This window comes from Pararhizobium sp. LjRoot238 (assembly GCF_964252955.1).
Lineage (GTDB): Bacteria > Pseudomonadota > Alphaproteobacteria > Rhizobiales > Rhizobiaceae > Pararhizobium.
Window position 1 is genome coordinate 2,104,624 of the sequence record NZ_CAXUPP020000001.1, and the last position, 21,307, is coordinate 2,125,930.

The window sequence follows — 21,307 nt, forward strand, 5'->3', positions numbered from 1 at the left end:
TTCAAGTATTCGCGGACGCGCCTTTTTTGCAAGACGCGTCCGCTGAAGAAATGACGGACAAGGATAACGCCGCTATTTTTCCTTAGAAGGGGTTCCAGGTCGGCTGCTGCGTGAGCTTCAGATAACCGACATTGATGCCGAGCCGTGCGCCGATCCCCGTGCGGATCGGCACCAGCACGATGTTGTCATCGGTCAGCACGGTCATGCCGACGCCTGCGACCACATAGGCCGAGCCGGAGACGCCGCCGAAGCGCTTGTAGAGCGAGGGGACGGCTGGAAGGTTGTAGACCAGCATCATCGCGCGGCTGCCCTGGCCGCCCCAGTCGATGCCGAGCGACGGGCCCTGCCAGAACACGTTATGCTGGCCCGCATTCTTTGTGTAGAGGTCGCCTTCGCCATAGGTAAGGCCGGCCACGAACGCGCCGGAGCCTTCCTGGCCAAGGATGTAGCCGTTGGGCAGGCCGTATTTCGAAAATGCGTTCTCGACCACCTTGGCAAGGCCGCCGGATGTCGATCCGAAGAAGCCGTGACCGGCGTCAACGATTTCCTGCATTGTGTACTGGCTGCCGTTGGCACTCTGCGCGTGCGAAGCGGATATGAGGCTGAAGACAGCCATCAACGTCACGAGGGCGTGCAGGAGGGTGGCTTTCACGGCATTGGCGATCCGCTGCATAGTTTTCTCCGTAAATCCGGGAGCGGCCGGGCGAATTCATTCGCAGGCCGTGTCTTGCCCCGTTCCGCCTTGTCGAAGGTCCGGGCTGATTGTCAGCAATTTGAACCGATGATCTTAACAATCGGTTTACCAAATGTGGTGTCTTTATGATCTTCGCCCTTGACGCTATGCCCGCGCAATCTTCGCGGGCTAGACCATGCTGGCAAAAGCATCGCGGAAGGCCGCCTGACCACGCTTATGAGCCGGAAGCCGAAAGACGGCTATTGAGGAAACGACATGGGAAAGAACCCGAACCTGACCTTGACCGGTCCTGATCTCGCAGCGCTTCTGTGCAGCCGCGTCTGCCATGACATCATTTCTCCTGTCGGCGCCATCAACAACGGCCTCGAGCTTCTGGACGAGGGCGGGGCGGATGCCGATGCCATGGACCTGATCCGCACCAGTGCGCTCAATGCCTCTGTCCGGTTGAAGTTCGCGCGGCTTGCTTTCGGCGCTTCCGGTTCGGTTGGCGCCTCGATCGATACCGGCGAGGCCGAGAAGGCGGCGAAGGATTTCGCCTCCGTCGAAAAGAAGACCGAAGTCACCTGGGCTGGCCCGCGCGTCATCATCGCCAAGAACCGCGTGAAGCTGCTGCTCAACCTGTTCCTGATCGCCTATGGCGCCATTCCGCGCGGTGGGTCGATCGAGGTCGTGCTGGAAAACCCTGAATATGACGCAGTCTTCAAGCTGATCGCCAGGGGCCGGATGATGCGTGTGCCGCCGAAGCTGATCGAGCTTCTGTCCGGCACGCTCGAAGAAGCGGTCGATGCCCACACGATCCAGCCCTATTACACGGTCCTGCTTGCCGAAGAGGCCGGCATGGAGATCGCGGTCGAGTCGACGCCGGAGGAGATCGTCTTTTCGGCAAAGATGACCGAAGCCTGAGGCGCTCCCAAGATAAATCTCTTTTTAGTTCCCGCGGTAACAGAATCTTTGCCAAACCGTCATACGGTTGTTGTTAGGGAATGACTCCCGCTTAGGTGTAATGAAGGAGCTAGAGATGCAACGGTTAATGATTGCCGATGATTCTGACGTCGTACGCAAGGTTGGAAAGCGCATTCTCTCCGGCTTGAACTTCCTGGTGTCCGAGGCCGCCAACGGCCTCGAGGCGCTCGTGCGCTGCGAAGCGGAATTGCCGAATATCATCATCGTCGATGCTGCTCTCGATGGCGCTCTGGACCTCATTGCCAATATCCGCAACCTGCCCGACGGCAAGACCGTGCGCATCTATTATTGCGTTATCGAAGCCGACCTGAAGAAGATGATGGCCGGCAAGCGGGCCGGCGCTGACGACTTCCTGCTGAAGCCGTTCGACCGCAAGATCCTGACCAGCGTCTTTGGCAGCCTGTCGGTCGCTGCCTGATCAAAATCATACTCCGGTGTCCGCCAGAAGAAGCCGCCGCCTCGGGCCGCCGCTTTTTGTTGTGCATTTTTGGCGCCCTGGGCGCCGCCTGATCCATCCAGCCCAAAAAACGAAAAAACCCGCCATCTCCGGCGGGTCTTCACACTCATCTCGGCACGATCAGCCGTGGCGTCTCCACATATGCGGGATGCGGGACACAACCAGCTGAAGAGCAGGCGAAAATCAGGCGCTTTCTGCGAAATCGCCGTCCGGCTCGCGCAGTACATAGCCGCGGCCCCAGACTGTTTCGATGTAGTTGGCGCCGCCGGCAGCATTTGCCAGCTTCTTGCGCAGCTTGCAGATGAACACGTCGATGATCTTCAGTTCGGGCTCGTCCATGCCGCCATAGAGGTGGTTGAGGAACATTTCCTTGGTGAGGGTGGTGCCCTTGCGGAGCGAAAGCAGTTCCAGCATCTGGTATTCCTTGCCCGTCAGGTGGACGCGCTGGCCGCCGACTTCGACGGTTTTGGCATCCAGGTTGACGATGAGCTCGCCGGTCGAGATCACCGACTGCGCATGGCCCTTCGAACGGCGGACGATTGCATGAATGCGGGCGACGAGCTCGTCCTTGTGGAAAGGCTTGGTCATGTAGTCGTCGGCGCCGAAGCCGAGGCCGCGAACCTTGTCCTCAATGCCGGCCATGCCGGAGAGGATGAGGATCGGTGTCTTGACCTTGGACAGCCGCAGCGTTCTCAAAACCTCATATCCGGACATGTCCGGCAGGTTGAGATCGAGCAGAATGATGTCGTAGTCATAGAGCTTGCCGAGGTCGACGCCCTCTTCACCGAGATCGGTGGTGTAAACGTTAAAACTTTCCGACTTGAGCATCAGTTCGATGCTCTGCGCTGTCGCGCTGTCGTCTTCAATCAGTAGAACCCGCATAATTGTCCCCTTTTCCGCCGCCGAAAGGTCGTTGATGGCCCCCTTACGCGATACGGATCCAGTCGTTGCCTGATTTGGAGGCTGCCAGCAAATGGTTAACAAATTCTGATTCACTCTGGCAAGGTGTATCGGAAATGTTAAATATTTTTTGCAGTCCTCTGATTTTGCATGTGAATCTAGAATGACATCCTTAATGCGCCACATTAAGAAAATCGGCTATCTGACTCATCTGACTCAATCTATGCCGAACCTCAAATTTAACATTCGGCATTTACTGACCCTTAAATGATCGTCCCTATGATTAACGATGCCCGTAAACGAAAGGTTACCAGCGGTAGGATTTTGTTAAGATCGCTGGAAATTTTTTAATTTTCCGACACGGCAGGTCGGTTGGACGGGCCATAATCCAGTAACCGGGGTCTCGCATCACGGGAGTATTGCGTATGAAGTCACGTGAGAGCCTTGTTCGCCTGAAGGAATTTCAGGTGAAGGAGAAACAGCGTCAGTTGAACCAGCTTCAAATGATGATGGCCGAATTTGAGCGGATGACCAAGGAATTGGAAAACCAGATCACGTTCGAAGAGAAGAAATCCGGGATATCCGATCCCGCGCATTTCGCCTATCCGACGTTTGCCAAGGCTGCCCGGCAGCGGGCCGACAACCTGCAGGTCTCGGTCCGGGAGTTGAAGGTGCAGCAGGATGCGGCGGAACTGGCGTTGGAGGAAGTCCAGGCGGAATTCGCCAAGGCGGCCGCGCTTGAAGAACGCGACAGCGGCGTTCGCATGCGCGCCTGAGGCGTTTCAGCGGCGTTCAAAGGCCACAGGGCCCTTCTGACGGACTTGGCTCAAGTTCTTCAGAAGGGCCTTGTGCGTTTTTGGCGCAGTGCGCGTGAGGGTGCCTGCAATCCTATGCCTGGATGACATCCTGCCATTTGGGATGGCGGTGCGTCTGGGCGCGCATGAAAGGGCAGAGCGGAATGATTTTCCAGCCGCCCTTGCGGGCCTCCTCGATCGCATGTGCGGCGAGCGCCTGGCCAATGCCCTTGCCGCGCACCGCGTCGGGAACGGCGGTGTGATCGATGATGATCAGCTGTGGTGATGACCTGGAATAGGTCATTTCGCTGGTGTGACCTTCGACCGCCACGCTGTAGCGGCCATGCGAGCCGGCTTCCTCTAGCTTGATATCCATGGTCCACCCATCCCGATTGTCTGCTCGCGGATATATGGCATGCCGCGAGCAGAACGCGAAGGGTGGCTGGCACCTGCTGCATAATTCTTAAAGGAATTATGCAGCGGACCAAAGTGTTACAGCGACTTTTGCGCGTCTGAAAAGACGCGCGGCGCTGTAAAAATGCTTCGGGCGGCTGCCGGGTTCATGGCAACCGCCCGAAAAAAGGTTTCGCTTAACGCGCGCCGATCAGTGGCGGTACTGCTGGATGCGGGTCGTGCGCAGGCCGGCGAGGCCGTGGTCGTTGATGGAGGACTGCCAGGACAGGAATTCTTCGACGGTCAGGGTATAACGTTCACAGGCTTCTTCCAGACTCAGAAGCCCGCCACGAACGGCGGCGACAACTTCAGCCTTGCGGCGGATCACCCAGCGACGGGTATTGGCCGGGGGCAAGTCTGCGATCGTCAAAGGGCTGCCATCGGGGCCGATGACATATTTCACGCGGGGTCGTATCATTTCGGTCATTGGACTCTCTACACATACTCAAGACCATATGCGTCCAACTTAGCTTGCCACATTTAACATTTGCCTAAGCGCACGGTAACAATTTGCTCATAATTTTAGAGACTTCCGGGGCGTTGCTGGCAATGGACCTGAGGTTTCGCCGGTTGGCGCCAAGCGACCGCTGGTGGCCTTTGCAGCAAAACCAACAGGTTTTAGCGATCATCCGCCGCCTGTTTTCGAGGCGAGACATGTTTTGAAACGAATGTTTGCATGGGAGCCATGCAAACATAACGGTGCAATTTGGGCTAATTATTTGGTAAGTACCCCTCCGTAATTGAGCATAGTTCATCTTTTTCGATGTATGGAACGGCTCTTACTGCGTCACATTATTTCAAAATTCTAGGCTGTTGCGTCGAGTGTGCCTTCCGTGGCGCTCTCGGAGTTTTGCCTTTTTTGGGCTCTTGTACTGCTTTAAGAAAAGAAGTTCCACAGTGAGAATTTTCTTGAGGCGCCGGCGGCATAGACCGGCAGGTGGTGATCGAAATTATGAGAGACCCTGACAAGCTGGCCTTGCGAGGCGAGGCTTATGCTGATTTCCTTTCGGACATGAACAGTTCCGCAATCCAGACGGAATATGAAGTGCTGCATCTGATGCGCCAGTGCACGGCGCAGTTCGGCTTCAGCCACTTCATGATCGCGCGTCTTCCCTCCGGCGAGCAGCAGCGCTTTGCCGAGCGCCTTGTGCTGAGCAGTTGGTCCTCCGACATGGTGCGGGAATATGATGCCGCCACGGTGTTCCATGCCAGCATGCTGATTGAGCGGCTGCGCCAGACGAAGCTGCCGATCTTTGCCGAAACGGCCGTCCTCATGAACGCTCAAGGTGACAATGCCGTCGATACCATCGGTACGCTGTTTGCCGGCCAGGCGATGCGCAACGCCTTTGCCGTCCTCTTGCACACCACCCAGGGGGAGGCCTTCGCCGTTCTGCTCTGCGGCCCCCGCACCGAGCCCGACAGGGCTGAGACCGCGGATCTCTATCTGACCCTGTTGCAGCTGTTCGAAACCCTCGAACACACTTTCGAAGCCGGGGCCCCGGCGCGCGACAAGCTGTCGGCCCGCGAGATCGAATGCCTGCGCTGGGCCGCGGCCGGCAAGAGCAGCGACGAGATCGCCATCATCCTCGGTATTTCCGCCTATACGGTGTCGAGCTATTTCAAGACGGCGACACGCAAGCTCGATGCCGTCAACCGGATGCAGGCGATCGCCCGCGCCATGCGAATGAAGCTCATCTAAGCACGTTTTCAGCGGGCACTTGTCCATATCCTCGCGACTTTCTATATAGCGGGCTTGCGGGCAGGCGTTGCCGAAGCTCGCTTCGCTGCGGCGTTGGCCGTTTGCAGGAAACAGGGTATGGTCGCGCAGAAGTGCCGAAACCCGCCGATGGACCGGAATGCCGGATTGGAAACCTTGAACAGTCTCGATTTTGATCGCAAGCCCGAAGATACGCGCGTCGTCGTTGCCATGTCCGGCGGCGTCGATTCCTCGGTCGTGGCCGGCATCCTCAAGCGCGAGGGCTATGATGTTCTCGGCATCACCCTGCAGCTCTACGATCACGGCGCCGCCGTGCACCGCGCCGGTTCCTGCTGCGCTGGCCAGGACATCGACGATGCCCGCCGCGTCTGCGAAGTGCTCGGCATTCCGCATTACGTGCTCGACTACGAGCAGCGCTTTCGCGAAACCGTCATCAATCCCTTCGCGGAAAGCTACGTCGCCGGCGAAACGCCGATCCCGTGCGTGGCCTGCAACCAGACCGTCAAGTTCGCCGATCTGCTGGCGACTGCGCGCGAACTCGGCGCCGATGCACTGGCGACTGGCCACTACATCCGCTCCAGAGCAAATCCGCAGCCGGGTGCGCCGGGCCGCCGCGCACTCTTCCGACCGGCCGACGCCGATCGCGACCAGAGCTATTTCCTTTTTGCCACGACGCAGGGGCAGATCGACTATCTGCGCTTCCCGCTCGGTCATTTGACCAAGGCCGAAACCCGGGCGCTGGCCGAAGACATGGGCCTCGTCGTCGCCAAGAAGGCCGACAGCCAGGACATCTGTTTCGTGCCGCAGGGCAAATATTCCGACATCGTCTCGAAGCTGAAGCCGAATGCGGCTCTGTCGGGCGATATCGTCCATCTCGACGGTCGCGTGCTCGGCAGCCATGAGGGCATCCTGCACTACACCATCGGCCAGCGCCGCGGCATCGGCGTCGCCACCGGCGAGCCACTCTATGTCGTGCATCTCGACGCCCGCTCGCGCCGCGTCATCGTCGGCCCGAAGGAAGCGCTGGAAACCCGCCGCGTCTATCTGCGCGACGTCAACTGGCTGGGCGACGGCGATATCCACGACGTGGCAGCCGAAGGCTTTGCCTGTCTCGCAAAGGTGCGCTCCACCCGCCAGCCGGCACCCGCCATCCTGCACGCCGATGCAGGCGGCATCTCGGTCGAACTTCTGGAAGGCGAGGCGGGCGTTGCCCCCGGGCAGGCCTGCGCGCTCTATTCCGGTACCGGCGAGGACGCCCGCGTCTACGGCGGCGGCTTCATCCTGCGTTCGGAACGCGAAGCGGCAGCCGAGGCGGCGCTGAAGGACCTGCTGCAGAGCTCGGCCGCGGCCTGAACGGGGCAGAGGCGCCTGGCGCCCCTTGCTCAACATATTGTTCATGGGCCATTGGAAAACTTCCAATTTTTTAAAACGGCTCGGCTTGACACCGGCATGAACCGCACCTTATAAGCCGCCCCACTGACGGCGACGACAGCGGCCAAGCCTCATGTCAACGTCCCGGCGGCGGGGTAGCTCAGGTGGTTAGAGCAGCGGAATCATAATCCGCGTGTCGGGGGTTCGAGTCCCTCTCCCGCTACCATTTTTCCAGTGTCCAGCCCTGAGTCATAGATGACAGGACGTCTCTGAAAGAGGGTCGTCAAATGCATTCAACTTGCCTGGCTGAATGTCGGTCGATATGTCCTTGGTCGGCGCCCAAGTCCTCAATCGTATGAGAAAAAGTCCGGCCGGACGCGTTCGCGTCTGATCAGCGTGAGCGAGCGGTCCGGCTCTACCCTGTAGGTCTCGATGGCCATGCGGCCGGTCTCGTCCATGATCTGATTGGTGAACGTGCTGCCGATTGGTGCCTTCGTCAGTTTCGTCCGAGGCTGGTGACCGCCATAGGTGATGCTTCCGGGTATCGGTTGCACCTGGTATGGCGTACAGGACGCGAGCGCGACCAGGATGGCGCAGCTTGAAATCAGATTTTTCATCACATCGCTCCCCGTCGTCCAAACTCGATAAACAGGTTACTCCGGGAAATACTGCGGGAAAACTAAAACCTGCCGAGCGGGGCGGACCACCGTCCGCCCCTTCTGCTCCATGCGACGACACGCTTATTGCATGATCCGCACGACCGTATGGGTCCTCGGATCGACGATCACGCGCTGGTTGTTGACGACCGCATAGGCGTAGCGGGTGTCTTCCGGCACGGGGACCAGGACCACGTCGCGCGGGATGGGCTTGCCGACGACCAGCGGCTGTTCGATGACGACCGGTTGCTGCAGCGGCTGCTGTTCCACATAGGTCACCACCTTCTGCGGCGGCGGGTCGAGAGCGGCACCGGCGGCGAGGCCGACGACACCGCCCACGGCAGCGCCGACCGGGCCGCCGACGATGGCGCCCGTGACCGCACCGCCAGCGGCACCGGTGATGGCGCCATCTTCGGCCAGCGCGGCGCTCGACATCATGCCGAGAACGGCGGCGGAGAGGATCAGGATCTTCGTTTTCATGGCTCACTCCTTTCGTTTGTCATGGCCATGTGGTCCACAATGCGAGAGGAGGAGCGATCGTTCCGAAAAATGTCATCGCAAATTGTTTCGCGATGTAACGCCGTGTTAGTCGGTTTTTTGAGCGGAGTGCCGTCGAACGGCTTGATGGTCGGGCCGCCGGAGGTCAGCCGGGCGGGCGCCGGAATGCGCCTCCGACGGTTCGCAATTCAGCGTGACGGTGCCGCCGGGGGAAACCCGCGATCGGCCTCAGCGCATGATGAAATAGATCACCGCGCCCCAGAACAGGACACCGGCCAGCACGGCTGCGGCAAGCGCCTTTATGCGCAGCGTCGGGGAGAAAGGCCCCTTCGCGGCTCCAAGCTCCCGATGATCTTCTGCGAACGCCGAATAGGCGTCTCTTCGGTGGTCTGCCATCACATGCTCCTCGCCTCTATGTGCAAAAAGGATACGGAAATGCCGTTAAGGAAGTCGCGCGAGAAAGGCGACAATTTTAACGACCGGAAAGATTGGCCCATTACGACCGTCTCGCGCCCGGCAAGGCGGGCCTCCAAATTTGCGTCTTGAGCGAGAGGCTTATCCCTCGCTCAGCATTTCCACACCGCCGGTCAGCCGGTCCATCAGGCTGCGGCGGACGCGACCGACATCGCGCCGCGGCGGCTCGCCGTACTGCCGGGCATATTCGCGGCTGAACTGCGACTGGCTCTCATAACCGACCTGATGGCCGGCCGATCCCGCATCGAGCATCTCCTCCAGCATCAACCGGCGCGCTTCCTGCAGGCGCAACTGCTTCTGGTACTGCATCGGGCTCATGGCGGTGATCGCCTTGAAATGGTGATGCAGCGAGGAAACGCTCATGCTGACGCGGTTGGCGAGTTCCTCGATCTTCAGCGGCAGGGCGTAGTGCTCCTTCAGCCAGACGCAGGCTCGGTTGATCTGGTGCGACTGGCTGTCGGTTATGGCCATCTGGCGCAGGCGGCCGCTCTGCGGTCCGGTCAGGAGACGATAGATGATTTCCTGTTCGATCAGGGGAAGCAGAGCCGGAACATCGGCCGGCCGGTCGAGCAACCGCAGCAGCCTTGTTGCGGCATCTTCGAGCTCCGCCGTCAGCGTGCTGACGGCCATGCCCCGTTCGGCAGGGGCGGGGCTGCGATCGTCCTGGCTGGCATGTTCCACGAGCCCGGCGATCTTGGTTGTGTCAATCTGGAATATCATGCTGAGATAAGGCTCTTCGGCTGTCGCCTCGATGATCTGGGTGGTGACCGGCAGGTCGATCGAGGTCAGCAGATAGTCGCCGCGGCCGTAGCGATAGATGTCGTCGCCGAGCATGACCTGTTTTGCGCCCTGCGCGATCAGCGCCAAACTCGGCTTGTAGGAACCGCAGGCCTTGGTTCCCGTCCCCGCGTGCCTATGGACGCTCAAACCAGGGACCGCTGTTGGATGGTCGCCATCTTCCTTGGCGAAACGGGCAATGAGATCAACCAGTTCCTGACTGCGCGGGGTTCTTGAATCTGTCATAATCGAAAGTCTTTCCAGCTATTTAGATTTCATCACGCAGCTCGACAGTTAGTCTCTTAACGCGTGTTTGCAAAACTCCAGCGACATGTTTTGCAGGATCGTACAATAATTTTGCAGGATTGCTCTAACGCCTGCCCGTCTCTCCCTGCATAGTACGCTTCCGGGGAGAGGCCATTCGAGCTTCCATCACAATCCCCGCCTCATCACATAAAGGAGTGACCCATGGCCCTGGCAAGAGGATATGCGGCGACGGATGCGTCGAAGCCGCTGCAGCCTTTCACGTTCGAACGGCGCGAACCCCGCGAGGACGACGTCGTCATCAGCATCAAATATTCCGGCATCTGCCATTCGGACATTCATCAGGCCCGCAACGAATGGGGCAATTCGATGTTTCCGATGGTTCCCGGCCACGAGATCGCCGGCATCGTCACGGCCGTCGGCTCCAAGGTTTCGAAATTCAAGGTGGGCGACCGGGTCGGTGTCGGCTGCTTCGTCGACAGCTGCACGACCTGCGCCAGCCGCGACCTCGATCTCGAACATTATATGCCGGGTCTTGTTGTAACTTACAACGGTGTCGAGGCCGATGGAAAGACGCCGACCCAGGGAGGCTATTCCGATCACATCGTCGTCAAGGAAGGCTATGTCCTCTCCATTCCGGAGCATCTGCCTTTCGAGGCGACGGCGCCGCTGCTTTGCGCCGGCATCACGCTCTATTCGCCGCTGCGCAAGTGGGGCGCCGGTCCCGGCAAGAAGGTTGCGATCGTCGGCATGGGTGGTCTCGGCCATATGGGCGTCAAGCTCGGCCATGCGATGGGTGCGGAGGTGACCGTCCTCAGCCAGTCGCTGTCGAAGAAGGAAGACGGCCTCAAGCTGGGTGCCGATCACTATTACGCCACCAGCGACGCGGAAACCTTCAAGACGCTGGCTGGCACGTTCGACTTTATCTTGTGCACCGTCTCGGCGGAAATCGACTGGAACGCCTATCTCGGCCTGCTCAAGGTGGACGGGACGCTCGTCCTGCTCGGCGTTCCGGAAAAGCCGGTGCCGGTGCATGCCTTCTCGCTCATCCCGGGCCGCCGCTCGATTGCCGGCTCGATGATCGGTTCGATCAAGGAGACGCAGGAAATGCTCGATTTCTGCGGCGAGCACAACATCGTCTCGGAAATCGAGCTGATCCGCATGGATCAGGTCAACGAAGCCTATGAGCGCGTCATCAAGAGCGACGTGCGCTACCGCTTCGTCATCGACATGGCGACGCTGTAATAGGCCGCAGTCTCGGAATAACCCTCCCCCTTGTGGAGAGGGTCGGAGCGAAGCGGAGGGGAGGGGCTCTTGCTCGCAAACAGAGGGCCCCTCCCAACCCTCCCCACAAGGGGGAGGGAGTAAACTCACACCAGCGGCAGCGGCCCGTCGTTCTTGATCTCTTCCATCACCGCATAGGTGCGCGTTTCCTTGACGCCCGGCAATGTCCAGAGCACTTGGCCAAGAAAATTCCGATAGGCGTGCATGTCCTCGAAACGGGTCTTGACGAGATAGTCGAAGCCGCCGGCCACCATGTGGCATTCGAGCACGGCCGATGCCTGCTTGATGGCGATAGCGAACTTGTCGAAGACTTCCGGCGTGGTCTTGTCGAGCATGACCTCGATGAAGACCAGAAGCCCGAAGCCCAGCTTGTGGGGATCAAGCCTTGCGCCGAAACCGGAGACGTAGCCCTCCTTCAAGAGGCGGCGCAGCCGCTCGCTGGTCGCGGTGGGGGAGAGGCCGATGCGGTCGGCCAGTTCCAGGTTGGTGATCCGGCCGTCCGCCTGCAGGATGTTGAGAATCCGCCGGTCGATCTTGTCTATCTCATGCATCGGCGCGATCCCCAAACCGTCAGGCTGCCAGCCGCATTTCCGCGAGCTTCACCCAGTAGGAGATGCCGTGCGGGATCGCCTCGTCGTTGAAGTCGTAGGCGGGGTTGTGCAGGCCGGCGGTCTCGCCGTTGCCGATGAAGATGAAGGCACCAGGCCGGGCGAGCAGCATATAGGAAAAGTCCTCGCCGCCCATCATCGGGTCGAGATCGGCCGACACCTTTGTCTCGCCGGCAATGCTTGCCGCGGCCGACAGCGCATGGCCAGTCTCCTCCCGGTGATTGACCGTCACCGGATAATTGCGGCCATAGGACACCCGGACCTTGGCGCCATAGGCGGAGGCGAGGCTTTCCGAAATCTGCTTGATGCGCGCTTCGGCGAGATCGCGGACCTCCGGCCTCAGCGTGCGCACGGTACCGGCCAGCGTCGCCTGCTCGGGAATGATGTTGTGGGCAAAGCCGGCGTTGAATTTGGTGACCGATACGACGACCGAGGCAAGCGGATCGACGGTGCGCGAAGCAATCGTCTGCAGGGCATTGACGATCTGGGTGCCGATGACGATAGGATCGATGGTCTTGTGCGGTTGCGCCGCATGGCCGCCGCGACCGTCGATGGTGATGGTGAATTCGTCCGTCGAGGCCATGATCGGGCCGACGCGGGTGCCGAACTGGCCAAGCGGCATGCCGGGCATATTGTGCATGCCGTAGACTTCCTCGATGGAAAACCGCTCCATCATGCCGTCCTTGACCATCTCGTTGCCGCCGCCGCCGCCTTCTTCGGCCGGCTGGAAGATGACTGCGACCGCGCCCTTGAAGTTGCGGGTCTCCGCCAGGTACTTTGCAGCACCCAGTAGCATGGCGGTATGGCCGTCATGACCACAGGCGTGCATCTTGCCGGGCACGGTGGAGGCCCAGGGCTTGCCGCTGGTCTCGGTCATCGGCAGGGCGTCCATGTCGGCGCGCAGGCCGATCGTGCGGCCTTCGCCGTGATTGCCCCTGATCAGACCGACGACGCCGGTGCGGCCAAGACCGGTCACGATTTCGTCAACCCCGAATTCCCTCAGTTTATTTTCGACGAAAGCTGCCGTATTTTCCACGGCGAACAGGAGTTCCGGCTTCGTGTGCAGGTGTCGTCGCCATTCGGTGACTTCGGTCTGGAGCTCTGCTGCGCGGTTGAGAAGGGGCATTGTTGGTTCCTGTGGGTCCATTGCGGGCATAGGGTACGGGATTTTTGGCACCGACGCGGAAGAATGGTCTTTGCCATTACCTCGCCATATAGGTTAAATAGCCGGACGATACGAGGCAATTCCCGAAATTTCGAGGTTTGATTGTGGTGACGAATGGAATCCGGACGAGCGGCAAGGTGAAGCTAATTTCCGTGCTGGCAGGGGCCTGCGCGGCGCTTCTTGCGACCGCCATGCCGGGCGCGGCCAATCCAAAGCTGGTCGTCGACGTCAGTTCGCTGAAGGTCTACGAGCAGCAGGATATCTACCAGAAGTGGTATCCGGCCTCGCTCACCAAGCTGATGACGGCCTATACGACGTTCCGCGCCCTCAAATCCGGTCAGTTGACGCTCGAATCGCCCATCGTGATGTCGAAGAATGCGGCGGGCGAGCCGCCGAGCAAGATGTTCTACAAGCCCGGCCAGGCCGTGACGCTCGACAGTGCGTTGAAGATGATGCTGATCAAGTCGGCAAACGACATCGCGGTTGCAATCGGCGAGACCGTCGCCGGTTCGGAGCCTGCCTTCGTCAACCTGATGAATGCCGAAGCCAAGCGGATCGGCATGACCTCCTCGCATTTCATCAACCCGAATGGTCTGCCGGGCGCCGGCCAGTACACGACGGCCCGCGACCTTGCCGTGCTGGCGGTCACCATCAAGCGCGAGTTCCCGCAATACGCCCCCTATTTTGCCTATGAAGGCTTCACCACGGGCAAGAAGAACTATCCCAACCTCAACATGCTGATCGGCCGCTTCGATGGTGCCGATGGCATGAAGACCGGTTTTATCTGCGCCTCCGGCTTCAATCAGGTCTCGTCGGCGACGCGCAACGGCCGTGCCGTCGTTTCCGTCGTGCTCGGTGCCGAAAGCCTCGGCGGCCGGGCGGATGAATCGGCGCGGTTGCTGCAGCTTGCCCTGACGTCCAGTGGCGCCGGCAAGCCCGGTCTTGGCCAGATCGCGCCTTATGGCGAAACCCGCGACATGGTCGCTGATGTCAGCAAGGAAATCTGCAATCCGAAGGCCGCAAAGATCCGCTCCGAAAACCGGGACGAAGTCGGCCGGCAGAAACTGTTGTCGCCCTATATCCATGAGATCAACCGCCCGCTGAACCTCGTTACCGCCGGCCTTATCCCCGGCACCGAAAAAGCTGTAAACGTCAAGGGGCAGACCGAGACCGCACAGGGCGACGTTGCCAATATTCCGATCCCGGTCCCTCGTCCGGTTTTTTAAACCCTCTCTACCGATCGGATAAGATATGAGCCCCGTCCTCAATGCTGTGCCGGTGTCGATCCTCACCGGCTTCCTCGGTGCCGGAAAGACCTCGCTGCTCAACCGGCTGCTGAAGGATCCCGATCTCACCGACACCGCCGTCATCATCAACGAGTTCGGTGATGTCTCGCTGGATCACCTTTTGGTCGAGGCGTCGAGCGACGGCATCATCGAGCTGTCCGATGGCTGCCTCTGCTGCACAGTCCGCGGCGAACTGGTCGATACGCTGGCGGATCTGATGGACCGGATGCAGACGGGCAAGATCAAGCCGCTGAAGCGCGTCGTCATCGAAACCACCGGCCTTGCCGATCCGGCGCCGGTGCTGCAATCGGTGATGGGCAATCCGGTCATTGCCCAGAGCTACAGGCTTGATGGCGTTGTCGCCGTGGTCGATGCCGTCAACGGGCTTTCGACGCTTGCCAATCACGAGGAAGCGGTCAGGCAGGTTGCCATGGCCGACAGGCTGGTGATCAGCAAGGTGTCGCTGGCGGTGCCGGATGCGGTGATCTCGCTGAAAGCGCGCCTGAGAGACCTCAATCTGCGCGCGCCGATGATCGACGGCGATCTGCCTGAAGCAGGAAAGGCCGAGCTTTTCCATTGCGGGCTCTATGATCCGGCTACAAAGATTGCCGATGTCGGCCGCTGGCTTCAGGACGAGGCCACGGCGGATCACCACCACCATGACCACGACGGCCAACATCATCATGAGCACCGCGATCACGGCCACGAACATCACCACCATCATCATGACGAGAACCGTCATGGCGCGGACATCCGCTCCTTCAGCATCGTTCATGACCGGCCGATCAACCCGATGGCGCTGGAAATGTTCATCGACCTCTTGCGCTCCGCCCATGGTGAGAAGCTGCTTCGCATGAAGGCGATCGTTGCCATGTCCGACAATCCGGAAAGGCCGCTGATCCTGCATGGCGTGCAGACGGTGTTTCATCCGCCGCAGCGCATGGCCGCCTGGCCTGACCCGTCCGACCGGCGCACCCGCATGGTGCTGATCACCAAGGACCTGCCGGAAGCCTTCGTCCGTGATCTCTTCGACGCCTTCACCGGCAAGCCGCGCATCGACCGGCCGGATCGGCAGGCGCTCGAGGACAATCCTTTGGCGGTACCGGGTCTCAGGATGTAGCTTTCAGCGGCAAAGGACTGGCATGCTTCTCGGGACGGGTGAAGTCATCGGCAACATGCCAGGACCGGCGTATCCGGACAGCCGGCCGAGCCGTTTGGGGTTCGGCGCCTCGCTCGGCTTTCACATCGCGATCGGACTTGCCCTGCTGCTCGCTGTGGCGCCGCGCCGACAGGTCTCTCCGTCGGAGGACAACGTCACCGTCGATGTCCTGACACAGCAACAGTTCGACGCCGCAAACAAACCGCCCGTTGTTGAAACGCGCGTCGAGCCGCTGACCGATGTGCCATCCAAGTCATCGGTTGAAAACACGGTGCCTGACCTTGCCGCGGTGCCGGACACCCTACGGCGTCCGAAGGCCGGAGGCTTGATCCAGGCCACTCACCTGCGGTCCGCGAAAGTCCTGGCTGATCCGCGCAGCGCCAACGCGCGGAAGACGCTGCAGCAACTGGCGTCGTCCGAACGCATCGTGCAAATCTGCAATATCGAGGCGATGGAACAGGTCCACATCTGGAAACGCGAGTTCCAGCCTGATTTTCTGGTGGCCTATGCAATGGCCGATACAAAACTCTCGGGGCAGAAACTTAAGGCCGATGGCGGCGCGTTCCGCAGCAAGCGGCGCTGGTACAATATCGGGTTCACCTGCGAGGTTACGCCGGACCTGAAAGAGGTTGTCTCGTTCGCCTTCCTGGTTGGCGAGGCAATCCCGGAAAGTCAATGGGAAGACCACAATCTGTCAGTCGATGAGGGTCCAGCCGACTAAACATCAGGCCTTCTTGCGGATGACGAACCGATGGCCGGTCCCCACGGATTCGGAATGCTCCAGCCTATGCCCGTCCTCGTTGCAGAAATGCGGAATATCGATGATCGCCAGCGGATCGGTCGTCTCGACGATGATCAGCGCGCCGGGGGCAAGGGTTTTCATGCGCTTGCGGGTCTTCAAAACCGGCAAGGGGCATTTCAGCCCCTTGAGATCATAAATCAGGCTGTCCGCGTCGGGCATCAATTGCCCCAGAGCTTCCAGAACGGGCGCTTCTTCGGCTGCTGCTCAGCAACGACCCGTTCGGCCACGGGTGCGGTCTCGGTTGTGGCTGTTGCCTGTGCCGCCGCGTCAGCCGGCTTCTGTGCCGTTTCGGTGGCAGCGGGCTGAGCCGTGGCGACGGCTGCTGGTCGTTGAGCGGTATCCGCAACGGTTTTTTGACCGGCAGGTTGCTGAATTGCGATGTCGGCAGGCGTTGCGCCCAGCGGCTCGGGCTTCCGTGCATCATCGCCATTTCTGGAGAATAGCCGGCCCCAGAAACCCTTGCTGGCAGGCGTCTGCCCGGCAACGACCTGCTCGGCCACCGGTGCAGACACGGTTGTGGAGGTTGCCTGTGTCGCCGCTTCGACCGGCTTCTGTGTCGTTTCGGCGCCAGCCGCCGGGGCGGTGGCGACTGTTGCCGGTTGCTGAGCGGCATCACCGGTGGCTGCGGCTACCGGATGCAGTTTCTGCGCATCATCGCCGTTGTTGGAGAACAGGCCCCCCCAGAAACTCTTCTTGGTAGCCGACTGTTCGACCGAGGCGGTTTCGACCGGGCGCGGTAGCGGGTTTTCGGCCGGCACCGGAACGTTCTTGCCGTTGCGGGTGGATTTTTCCAGCTCGGCCTTCTGGATATCGATCGCCTTCTTGGCTTCTTCCAGTTCGCGGCGGCGGGTTTCCTGCTTTTCGAGGTCGGCGACCTTCATCAGCTTGCCGGCGTCGAGCGACGTGCCGGTCGGCGCGTAGGCCAGTTCCTTGCCGACGCGTTGCTTGGCCACGATCGCCTTGCGCTCGGCTTCACTCGGCTCGTACCAGACCATGCCGTCGAGCTTCTTGATCGCCTTGGCATAGTCTTCATTGTATTTCTTGTTGTAGGCGGCGAGTGCTGCCTGCATGACCGCCGGCGTCGACATTGCCGGGCAGGGGCCGGTCGGGCTGAACTTGCCGTCGGTCTGCTGGTTGAAGACGTATTTCTTCTCGCAGATATTAACCTCGGGCGGACGCTTGGTGATCTCGAACTGGTCGTAGCCGGGCTTCAGCATGTTCCAGAAATCGATGTTCGGGCTGTTGCGGTGCCGCGCCATGTTTTCCGCCGTCATGCGGAAGGGCAGGGCCTGCAACTGGATCGCCTGCTGGCCGCCCTTGTATGCATCGCGAGAAAGCGCGAAGATTTCCTGCATCTGCTCGTCGGTCATGGAGTAGCAGCCGGACGAGGAGCAGGCGCCATGGATCATCAAATTGGTGCCGAAGCGTCCGTTGGCTTGGTCGAAACGGTTGGGGAAACCTGTATTGATGGCAAGGTAATAGCTGGAGTTCGGATTCATCTGGCCGGGCGAGATCGGATAGAAGCCTTCCGGCGCCTGCCGGTCGCCTTCCTTGACCTTCGGGCCGAGCTTGCCCGACCAGGCGCAGATCTTGTACTGGCGCAGCATTTCGAAGCGATTGGAGGCATTGGCCTTCCAGACTTCGAGCACGCCTTCTTCCTTGAAGATGCGCAGCATGATCGGCGATTCCTTCGCCATGCTCATTGCCTGCATCTTCTGCACGATCTTGCCGGAAAGCTGGTAGTTTACCTTACTCGAGACCTTCTTGAGGTCGACATCGACTGTATCCATCGCCTCATTGGCAGTGCAGCCCGCGAGCAGCGCGGCGATGGCGGCGGTGGCAACAAGATGTGTCAGACGCATCGGCAAAGGCCCATAAAGAAAACGATTGAACGCGACGCTCCCGCAGAGGCGGACGACGGAGAATCAATACGTCCTTAATACTTCACAAAATATTAACCTTGCAGACCCGCCTTACGCCAGCCGTTCCAAACGCCAAGATTATGGCCAAGGTTGGACCGCGGGCTCAATTTGCGCGGGTAGTCCGGCGGAATCTACCAATATGTCTAAAGCTGGCGCCCGATTGCCAGATATTTCTGGCGGCGGTCCGAGCGCAGCTGGTCACCGGTGCGGCCGGACAGTTCCTTCAGCGCATCGGCGATCACCGTGCCGGTCTTTGCGATCACGGCGTCCGGATCGCGGTGCGCGCCGCCGATCGGCTCGCTGATAATGCCGTCGATGATGCCGAGCGACTTCAGGTCCTCGGCGGTGATCTTCATGTTGGTCGCCGCTTCCTTGGCGCGGGTGGAATCGCGCCAGAGGATCGAGGCGGCCCCTTCCGGCGAGATCACGCTGTAGATCGCATGTTCCAGCATATAGACGCGGTTGCCTGTGGCGATCGCGATCGCGCCGCCCGAACCACCTTCGCCGAGAACGACGGAGACGATCGGAACCTTGAGGTTGAGGCACATCTCGGTCGACCGGGCGATGGCTTCCGCCTGGCCGCGCTCTTCGGCGCCGATGCCGGGGTAGGCGCCGGCGGTGTCGATCAGCGTGATCAGCGGCAGGCCGAAACGGTCGGCCATTTCCATGACGCGGATCGCCTTGCGATAGCCTTCCGGACGGGGGCTGCCGAAATTGTGCTTGATGCGCGACTTGGTGTCGTTGCCCTTTTCCTGGCCGATGACGGCGACAGGCGTGCCGCGAAAGCGCGCGAGGCCGGCCTGGATCGCTTCGTCATTGGCGAACTTGCGGTCGCCGGCAAGCGGTGTAAATTCGGTGAAGAGGCTGGCGGCATATTCCTGGAAGTGCGGGCGCTGCGGATGGCGCGCGACCTGCGTCTTCTGCCAGGGGTTCAGTTTGGAATAGATTTCGGCCATAGCCTCGCGGGCGCGCACTTCAAGACGCTCGACCTCGTCGGTGGTGTCGATGCTCTCGTCTTCGCTGGCAATCTTCTTCAACTCGTGAATCTTGCCTTCGAGATCAGAGATTGGTTTTTCGAAATCGAGATAATTGTGCATGAGATGCGTTTCCGATCATAGTGCGCCAGCGGCCGCGGACATGATGATCCCAGTAGTTCCGGCCAAGTGTTCTGGCGCTCCTAATCCTGTTTTTTCGCCTGTTTGGCAAGGGGGTGATGGTTTTGGACAAGCTGATGCAGCCGCTCTTCGAGCACATGGGTGTAGATTTGTGTCGTTGAAATGTCCGAATGACCGAGAAGTTCCTGTACCGCGCGAAGGTCCGCGCCGTTGGCAAGCAGGTGGCTGGCAAAGGCATGGCGCAGCACATGGGGCGAGATCGCCGCGACGCGGATACCGGCGCGGGCCGCCAGCCCCTTGAGATCGCGGGCAAAAACCTGCCGTGGCAGGTAACCGGCCTTGCCGGAGGATGGGAAGAGCCATGGGCTTTCGGGCGGCGGCGTTTTCTGCGCGGCGTTGTCCCTGGCCATTTCGGCGCCATAGGTTTGCAGGGCGCGGATTGCCGAATGCGAAAGCGGCACCATCCGCTCCTTGTTTCCCTTGCCGCGAATGACGAGAAAACGGCCGTTCTGGGCAAGCACGGAAGCGGGGAGTGCGACCAACTCGCTCACGCGCATGCCGGTCGCATAAAGCAGTTCGATCAGCGCATGCATGCGCAACCGCCCAATGACATCGCCGTCCGCGCTTGCCGCCTCGATTTCCGCCTGCCCGATCAGCCTGGAGACATCGTCGATGCTCAGCACCTTCGGCAGAGCGCGTGCCTTCTTCGGCGCATCGAGAACGCCCGTCGGATCGTCGGTGCGCAGCCCCTCGGCGTAGAGAAACTTGTAGAACTGCCTGAGCGCCGAAAGCCTGCGCGCCTGTGACGAAGCCTTGAAACCCTGCTGGGCGAGATGGGCGAGATAGGCGCGCAGATCTTCCGAGGCGGCTTCCGTCGGCTTGACGCCGCGCTGTTTCAGGAAGGAATAAGCGTCCTCCAGGTCGCGCTCATAGGACAGAAGCGTGTTGTTGGCCGCACCCCGCTCGGCGCTCATCATTTCCAGGAAGGATTCCATATGGGCGGCGGAAAGGTCGATCATTGGGTCTTGTTGATCCGCTCGGAAGGGATGCGAATGGTGACGTCGCGCTCGACCGGGTCGACGAAGGTCACCAGGGCCACCATGCTTCCGTAAATCACCCCGGCGATCATGGCGCAGATGAACAGGAACCGGAACAGGGTGGGCATTTTGGACTCCTAGGCTTGTCGTCTATATGACCACGCCCGTTGGCAAGTGCAAGAACTGCCGGTTGTTCTCGAAGTGGAGCATGATGTTGTCCGAAAACCGCTTCACACTTTTCGGCATCATGCTCGAGGTCATATGCAGCCATGTCTTGACGCTACCCGTCGATTTGTCGATACCGGAGCGGAACGAGGAAATTGAAACTGCATGAGCGACGTGATCGAACCGGTTTCCGAGGCGCTGATCGAGCGGGCGAAGGCCGCGCTCGGGCGGCGAAACCTCGTCTTCGTCGGTCTGATGGGGGCCGGCAAATCGGCGATCGGCCGGATGACCGCGATCGCGCTCGGCATTCCCTTCATCGATTCCGACCATGAGATCGAGCGTGTGTCGCGCATGACGATCAGCGATCTGTTCGCCGCCTATGGGGAAGAAGAGTTCCGCTCGCTCGAAACCCGCGTCATCAAGCGTTTGCTGCATACCGGCCCGCGCATCGTCTCCACCGGCGGCGGTGCCTATATCAACGAGCGCACCCGCCGTCATATCAAGAAACAAGGCCTTTCGGTCTGGCTCAAGGCGGATCTGGACGTGCTGTGGGAACGTGTCAACAAACGCGATAGCCGCCCGCTTTTAAAAACTGAAAACCCCAGGCAGACGCTCGAAAATCTCATGCACGCCCGCTACCCGATCTATGCGGAGGCGGACGTCACCGTCGTCTCCCGCGATGTGAAGAAAGAGGTGATGGTGGAAGAGGTCCTTAGCGCGCTCGCTGCCATGCCGAAGAAGTGAAA

General features: G+C 60.3%; 24 protein-coding genes, 1 tRNA gene and 1 pseudogene. 11 read left to right on the forward strand and 15 right to left on the reverse strand.

Annotated features, from left to right (window positions below; all coding sequences use genetic code 11):
* Nucleotides 1-82: 82 nt before the first annotated feature.
* The gene (locus ACSQ3F_RS10305) at nucleotides 83-616 is read right to left on the reverse strand and encodes a DUF1134 domain-containing protein (protein ID WP_436102101.1); all 534 of its coding nucleotides are present in this window, start codon (nucleotides 614-616) and stop codon (nucleotides 83-85) included.
* A gap of 333 nt (nucleotides 617-949) precedes the next feature.
* On the opposite strand from ACSQ3F_RS10305, the gene chpT reads away from it, so the two are divergent.
* Both chpT and ACSQ3F_RS10315 read left to right on the forward strand, forming a co-directional pair.
* Nucleotides 950-1,597: a histidine phosphotransferase ChpT gene (chpT, locus tag ACSQ3F_RS10310; RefSeq protein ID WP_436100128.1), complete on the forward strand. Its 648-nt coding sequence runs from the start codon at nucleotides 950-952 to the stop codon at nucleotides 1,595-1,597.
* Between the two features lie 115 nt (nucleotides 1,598-1,712).
* Nucleotides 1,713-2,075 carry a response regulator gene (locus ACSQ3F_RS10315; RefSeq protein WP_436100129.1) on the forward strand — a complete coding sequence of 121 codons (363 nt, stop codon included), beginning with the start codon at nucleotides 1,713-1,715 and terminating at the stop codon, nucleotides 2,073-2,075.
* 222 nt (nucleotides 2,076-2,297) lie between these two features.
* Here the strand turns inward: ACSQ3F_RS10315 and ctrA are convergent, their stop codons facing one another.
* Nucleotides 2,298-2,996, reverse strand: a complete 699-nt coding sequence (gene ctrA / locus ACSQ3F_RS10320) for a response regulator transcription factor CtrA (RefSeq protein ID WP_024270822.1) — start codon at nucleotides 2,994-2,996, stop codon at nucleotides 2,298-2,300.
* A 443-nt stretch (nucleotides 2,997-3,439) separates the two neighbouring features.
* Here ctrA and ACSQ3F_RS10325 point away from each other — a divergent pair, with 443 nt between their 5' ends.
* Nucleotides 3,440-3,790 carry a flagellar export protein FliJ gene (locus ACSQ3F_RS10325; RefSeq protein ID WP_436100130.1) on the forward strand — a complete coding sequence of 117 codons (351 nt, stop codon included), beginning with the start codon at nucleotides 3,440-3,442 and terminating at the stop codon, nucleotides 3,788-3,790.
* A 112-nt stretch (nucleotides 3,791-3,902) separates the two neighbouring features.
* Here the strand turns inward: ACSQ3F_RS10325 and ACSQ3F_RS10330 are convergent, their stop codons facing one another.
* The gene (locus tag ACSQ3F_RS10330; protein ID WP_436100131.1) at nucleotides 3,903-4,184 is read right to left on the reverse strand and encodes a GNAT family N-acetyltransferase; all 282 of its coding nucleotides are present in this window, start codon (nucleotides 4,182-4,184) and stop codon (nucleotides 3,903-3,905) included.
* Between the two features lie 228 nt (nucleotides 4,185-4,412).
* Nucleotides 4,413-4,688, reverse strand: a complete 276-nt coding sequence (gene sciP / locus ACSQ3F_RS10335) for a CtrA inhibitor SciP (protein WP_018327815.1) — start codon at nucleotides 4,686-4,688, stop codon at nucleotides 4,413-4,415.
* Nucleotides 4,689-5,213: 525 nt separating this feature from the next.
* On the opposite strand from sciP, the gene ACSQ3F_RS10340 reads away from it, so the two are divergent.
* The 3 genes from ACSQ3F_RS10340 (at nucleotide 5,214) to ACSQ3F_RS10350 (ending at nucleotide 7,575) form a co-directional block, all read left to right on the forward strand.
* A complete protein-coding gene (locus ACSQ3F_RS10340) occupies nucleotides 5,214-5,960 on the forward strand; it encodes a helix-turn-helix transcriptional regulator (RefSeq protein ID WP_436100132.1) in 747 nt (248 codons plus the stop codon).
* Nucleotides 5,961-6,107: 147 nt separating this feature from the next.
* On the forward strand, nucleotides 6,108-7,331 hold the full coding sequence (gene mnmA, locus ACSQ3F_RS10345; protein WP_436102102.1) for a tRNA 2-thiouridine(34) synthase MnmA: 1,224 nt from the start codon (nucleotides 6,108-6,110) through the stop codon (nucleotides 7,329-7,331).
* Between the two features lie 167 nt (nucleotides 7,332-7,498).
* Nucleotides 7,499-7,575, forward strand: a tRNA-Met gene (locus ACSQ3F_RS10350).
* 121 nt (nucleotides 7,576-7,696) lie between these two features.
* Here ACSQ3F_RS10350 and ACSQ3F_RS10355 read toward each other — a convergent pair.
* The 4 genes from ACSQ3F_RS10355 to ACSQ3F_RS10370 all read right to left on the reverse strand — a co-directional run bounded on the left by ACSQ3F_RS10355 (nucleotide 7,697) and on the right by ACSQ3F_RS10370 (nucleotide 10,000).
* On the reverse strand, nucleotides 7,697-7,966 hold the full coding sequence (locus ACSQ3F_RS10355) for a hypothetical protein (protein WP_436100133.1): 270 nt from the start codon (nucleotides 7,964-7,966) through the stop codon (nucleotides 7,697-7,699).
* Between the two features lie 123 nt (nucleotides 7,967-8,089).
* Entirely contained in the window at nucleotides 8,090-8,485 is a 396-nt protein-coding gene (locus tag ACSQ3F_RS10360; protein ID WP_436100134.1) for a DUF1236 domain-containing protein, read from the reverse strand.
* A gap of 246 nt (nucleotides 8,486-8,731) precedes the next feature.
* Nucleotides 8,732-8,899 carry a hypothetical protein gene (locus ACSQ3F_RS10365; RefSeq protein WP_436100135.1) on the reverse strand — a complete coding sequence of 56 codons (168 nt, stop codon included), beginning with the start codon at nucleotides 8,897-8,899 and terminating at the stop codon, nucleotides 8,732-8,734.
* Between the two features lie 159 nt (nucleotides 8,900-9,058).
* Nucleotides 9,059-10,000 (reverse strand): AraC family transcriptional regulator, encoded by a 942-nt coding sequence (locus ACSQ3F_RS10370; protein ID WP_436100136.1) that lies wholly within the window; start codon nucleotides 9,998-10,000, stop codon nucleotides 9,059-9,061.
* 222 nt (nucleotides 10,001-10,222) lie between these two features.
* On the opposite strand from ACSQ3F_RS10370, the gene ACSQ3F_RS10375 reads away from it, so the two are divergent.
* Nucleotides 10,223-11,263 carry an NAD(P)-dependent alcohol dehydrogenase gene (locus ACSQ3F_RS10375; RefSeq protein WP_436100137.1) on the forward strand — a complete coding sequence of 347 codons (1,041 nt, stop codon included), beginning with the start codon at nucleotides 10,223-10,225 and terminating at the stop codon, nucleotides 11,261-11,263.
* 125 nt (nucleotides 11,264-11,388) lie between these two features.
* On the opposite strand, the gene ACSQ3F_RS10380 is transcribed toward ACSQ3F_RS10375, so the two are convergent.
* Entirely contained in the window at nucleotides 11,389-11,853 is a 465-nt protein-coding gene (locus tag ACSQ3F_RS10380; RefSeq protein WP_018327806.1) for a winged helix-turn-helix transcriptional regulator, read from the reverse strand.
* 19 nt (nucleotides 11,854-11,872) lie between these two features.
* The gene (locus ACSQ3F_RS10385; protein ID WP_436100138.1) at nucleotides 11,873-13,036 is read right to left on the reverse strand and encodes a M20 aminoacylase family protein; all 1,164 of its coding nucleotides are present in this window, start codon (nucleotides 13,034-13,036) and stop codon (nucleotides 11,873-11,875) included.
* Between the two features lie 191 nt (nucleotides 13,037-13,227).
* On the opposite strand from ACSQ3F_RS10385, the gene ACSQ3F_RS10390 reads away from it, so the two are divergent.
* Genes ACSQ3F_RS10390 through ACSQ3F_RS10400 form a run of 3 tightly spaced genes read left to right on the forward strand, consistent with a single transcriptional unit; the run spans nucleotide 13,228 to nucleotide 16,241 of the window.
* Nucleotides 13,228-14,301 carry a D-alanyl-D-alanine carboxypeptidase family protein gene (locus tag ACSQ3F_RS10390; RefSeq protein ID WP_436102103.1) on the forward strand — a complete coding sequence of 358 codons (1,074 nt, stop codon included), beginning with the start codon at nucleotides 13,228-13,230 and terminating at the stop codon, nucleotides 14,299-14,301.
* Between the two features lie 25 nt (nucleotides 14,302-14,326).
* Entirely contained in the window at nucleotides 14,327-15,481 is a 1,155-nt protein-coding gene (locus ACSQ3F_RS10395; protein ID WP_436100139.1) for a CobW family GTP-binding protein, read from the forward strand.
* 22 nt (nucleotides 15,482-15,503) lie between these two features.
* Nucleotides 15,504-16,241, forward strand: coding sequence for a DUF930 domain-containing protein (locus ACSQ3F_RS10400; RefSeq protein WP_436100140.1), 738 nt, complete (start codon nucleotides 15,504-15,506; stop codon nucleotides 16,239-16,241).
* 3 nt (nucleotides 16,242-16,244) lie between these two features.
* On the opposite strand, the gene ACSQ3F_RS10405 is transcribed toward ACSQ3F_RS10400, so the two are convergent.
* The 5 genes and pseudogenes from ACSQ3F_RS10405 to ACSQ3F_RS10425 all read right to left on the reverse strand — a co-directional run bounded on the left by ACSQ3F_RS10405 (nucleotide 16,245) and on the right by ACSQ3F_RS10425 (nucleotide 20,524).
* Nucleotides 16,245-16,481 carry a sulfurtransferase TusA family protein gene (locus tag ACSQ3F_RS10405; protein ID WP_436100141.1) on the reverse strand — a complete coding sequence of 79 codons (237 nt, stop codon included), beginning with the start codon at nucleotides 16,479-16,481 and terminating at the stop codon, nucleotides 16,245-16,247.
* 290 nt (nucleotides 16,482-16,771) lie between these two features.
* A pseudogene (locus tag ACSQ3F_RS10410) lies at nucleotides 16,772-18,184 on the reverse strand (L,D-transpeptidase family protein); the annotation flags it as partial.
* Between the two features lie 203 nt (nucleotides 18,185-18,387).
* Nucleotides 18,388-19,341 carry an acetyl-CoA carboxylase carboxyltransferase subunit alpha gene (locus ACSQ3F_RS10415; protein WP_436100142.1) on the reverse strand — a complete coding sequence of 318 codons (954 nt, stop codon included), beginning with the start codon at nucleotides 19,339-19,341 and terminating at the stop codon, nucleotides 18,388-18,390.
* Between the two features lie 80 nt (nucleotides 19,342-19,421).
* Nucleotides 19,422-20,378, reverse strand: a complete 957-nt coding sequence (gene xerD, locus ACSQ3F_RS10420) for a site-specific tyrosine recombinase XerD (RefSeq protein WP_436100143.1) — start codon at nucleotides 20,376-20,378, stop codon at nucleotides 19,422-19,424.
* Nucleotides 20,375-20,524 (reverse strand): hypothetical protein, encoded by a 150-nt coding sequence (locus tag ACSQ3F_RS10425; RefSeq protein ID WP_037120560.1) that lies wholly within the window; start codon nucleotides 20,522-20,524, stop codon nucleotides 20,375-20,377. Before ACSQ3F_RS10425 ends, xerD begins: the two co-directional genes overlap by 4 nt.
* 202 nt (nucleotides 20,525-20,726) lie before the next feature.
* Between ACSQ3F_RS10425 and ACSQ3F_RS10430 the strand changes: the two genes are divergently transcribed.
* A complete protein-coding gene (locus ACSQ3F_RS10430) occupies nucleotides 20,727-21,305 on the forward strand; it encodes a shikimate kinase (protein WP_436100144.1) in 579 nt (192 codons plus the stop codon).
* The last annotated feature ends 2 nt before the right edge of the window (nucleotides 21,306-21,307 follow it).

Coding starts and splice junctions, on each gene's coding strand:
- ACSQ3F_RS10325 (WP_436100130.1), top strand. CDS start 3,440: ATGAAGTCACGTGAGAGCCTTGTTCGCCTGAAGGAATTTCAGGTGAAG.
- ACSQ3F_RS10330 (WP_436100131.1), bottom strand. CDS start 4,184: ATGGATATCAAGCTAGAGGAAGCCGGCTCGCATGGCCGCTACAGCGTG.
- sciP (WP_018327815.1), bottom strand. CDS start 4,688: ATGACCGAAATGATACGACCCCGCGTGAAATATGTCATCGGCCCCGAT.
- ACSQ3F_RS10375 (WP_436100137.1), top strand. CDS start 10,223: ATGGCCCTGGCAAGAGGATATGCGGCGACGGATGCGTCGAAGCCGCTG.
- ACSQ3F_RS10315 (WP_436100129.1), top strand. CDS start 1,713: ATGCAACGGTTAATGATTGCCGATGATTCTGACGTCGTACGCAAGGTT.
- ACSQ3F_RS10380 (WP_018327806.1), bottom strand. CDS start 11,853: ATGCATGAGATAGACAAGATCGACCGGCGGATTCTCAACATCCTGCAG.
- ACSQ3F_RS10395 (WP_436100139.1), top strand. CDS start 14,327: ATGAGCCCCGTCCTCAATGCTGTGCCGGTGTCGATCCTCACCGGCTTC.
- ACSQ3F_RS10340 (WP_436100132.1), top strand. CDS start 5,214: ATGAGAGACCCTGACAAGCTGGCCTTGCGAGGCGAGGCTTATGCTGAT.
- ACSQ3F_RS10400 (WP_436100140.1), top strand. CDS start 15,504: ATGCTTCTCGGGACGGGTGAAGTCATCGGCAACATGCCAGGACCGGCG.
- ACSQ3F_RS10385 (WP_436100138.1), bottom strand. CDS start 13,036: ATGCCCCTTCTCAACCGCGCAGCAGAGCTCCAGACCGAAGTCACCGAA.
- ACSQ3F_RS10305 (WP_436102101.1), bottom strand. CDS start 616: ATGGCTGTCTTCAGCCTCATATCCGCTTCGCACGCGCAGAGTGCCAAC.
- ACSQ3F_RS10425 (WP_037120560.1), bottom strand. CDS start 20,524: ATGCCCACCCTGTTCCGGTTCCTGTTCATCTGCGCCATGATCGCCGGG.
- ACSQ3F_RS10360 (WP_436100134.1), bottom strand. CDS start 8,485: ATGAAAACGAAGATCCTGATCCTCTCCGCCGCCGTTCTCGGCATGATG.
- mnmA (WP_436102102.1), top strand. CDS start 6,108: ATGGACCGGAATGCCGGATTGGAAACCTTGAACAGTCTCGATTTTGAT.
- ctrA (WP_024270822.1), bottom strand. CDS start 2,996: ATGCGGGTTCTACTGATTGAAGACGACAGCGCGACAGCGCAGAGCATC.
- xerD (WP_436100143.1), bottom strand. CDS start 20,378: ATGATCGACCTTTCCGCCGCCCATATGGAATCCTTCCTGGAAATGATG.
- ACSQ3F_RS10415 (WP_436100142.1), bottom strand. CDS start 19,341: ATGCACAATTATCTCGATTTCGAAAAACCAATCTCTGATCTCGAAGGC.
- ACSQ3F_RS10355 (WP_436100133.1), bottom strand. CDS start 7,966: ATGAAAAATCTGATTTCAAGCTGCGCCATCCTGGTCGCGCTCGCGTCC.
- chpT (WP_436100128.1), top strand. CDS start 950: ATGGGAAAGAACCCGAACCTGACCTTGACCGGTCCTGATCTCGCAGCG.
- ACSQ3F_RS10370 (WP_436100136.1), bottom strand. CDS start 10,000: ATGACAGATTCAAGAACCCCGCGCAGTCAGGAACTGGTTGATCTCATT.
- ACSQ3F_RS10430 (WP_436100144.1), top strand. CDS start 20,727: ATGAGCGACGTGATCGAACCGGTTTCCGAGGCGCTGATCGAGCGGGCG.
- ACSQ3F_RS10405 (WP_436100141.1), bottom strand. CDS start 16,481: ATGCCCGACGCGGACAGCCTGATTTATGATCTCAAGGGGCTGAAATGC.
- ACSQ3F_RS10365 (WP_436100135.1), bottom strand. CDS start 8,899: ATGGCAGACCACCGAAGAGACGCCTATTCGGCGTTCGCAGAAGATCAT.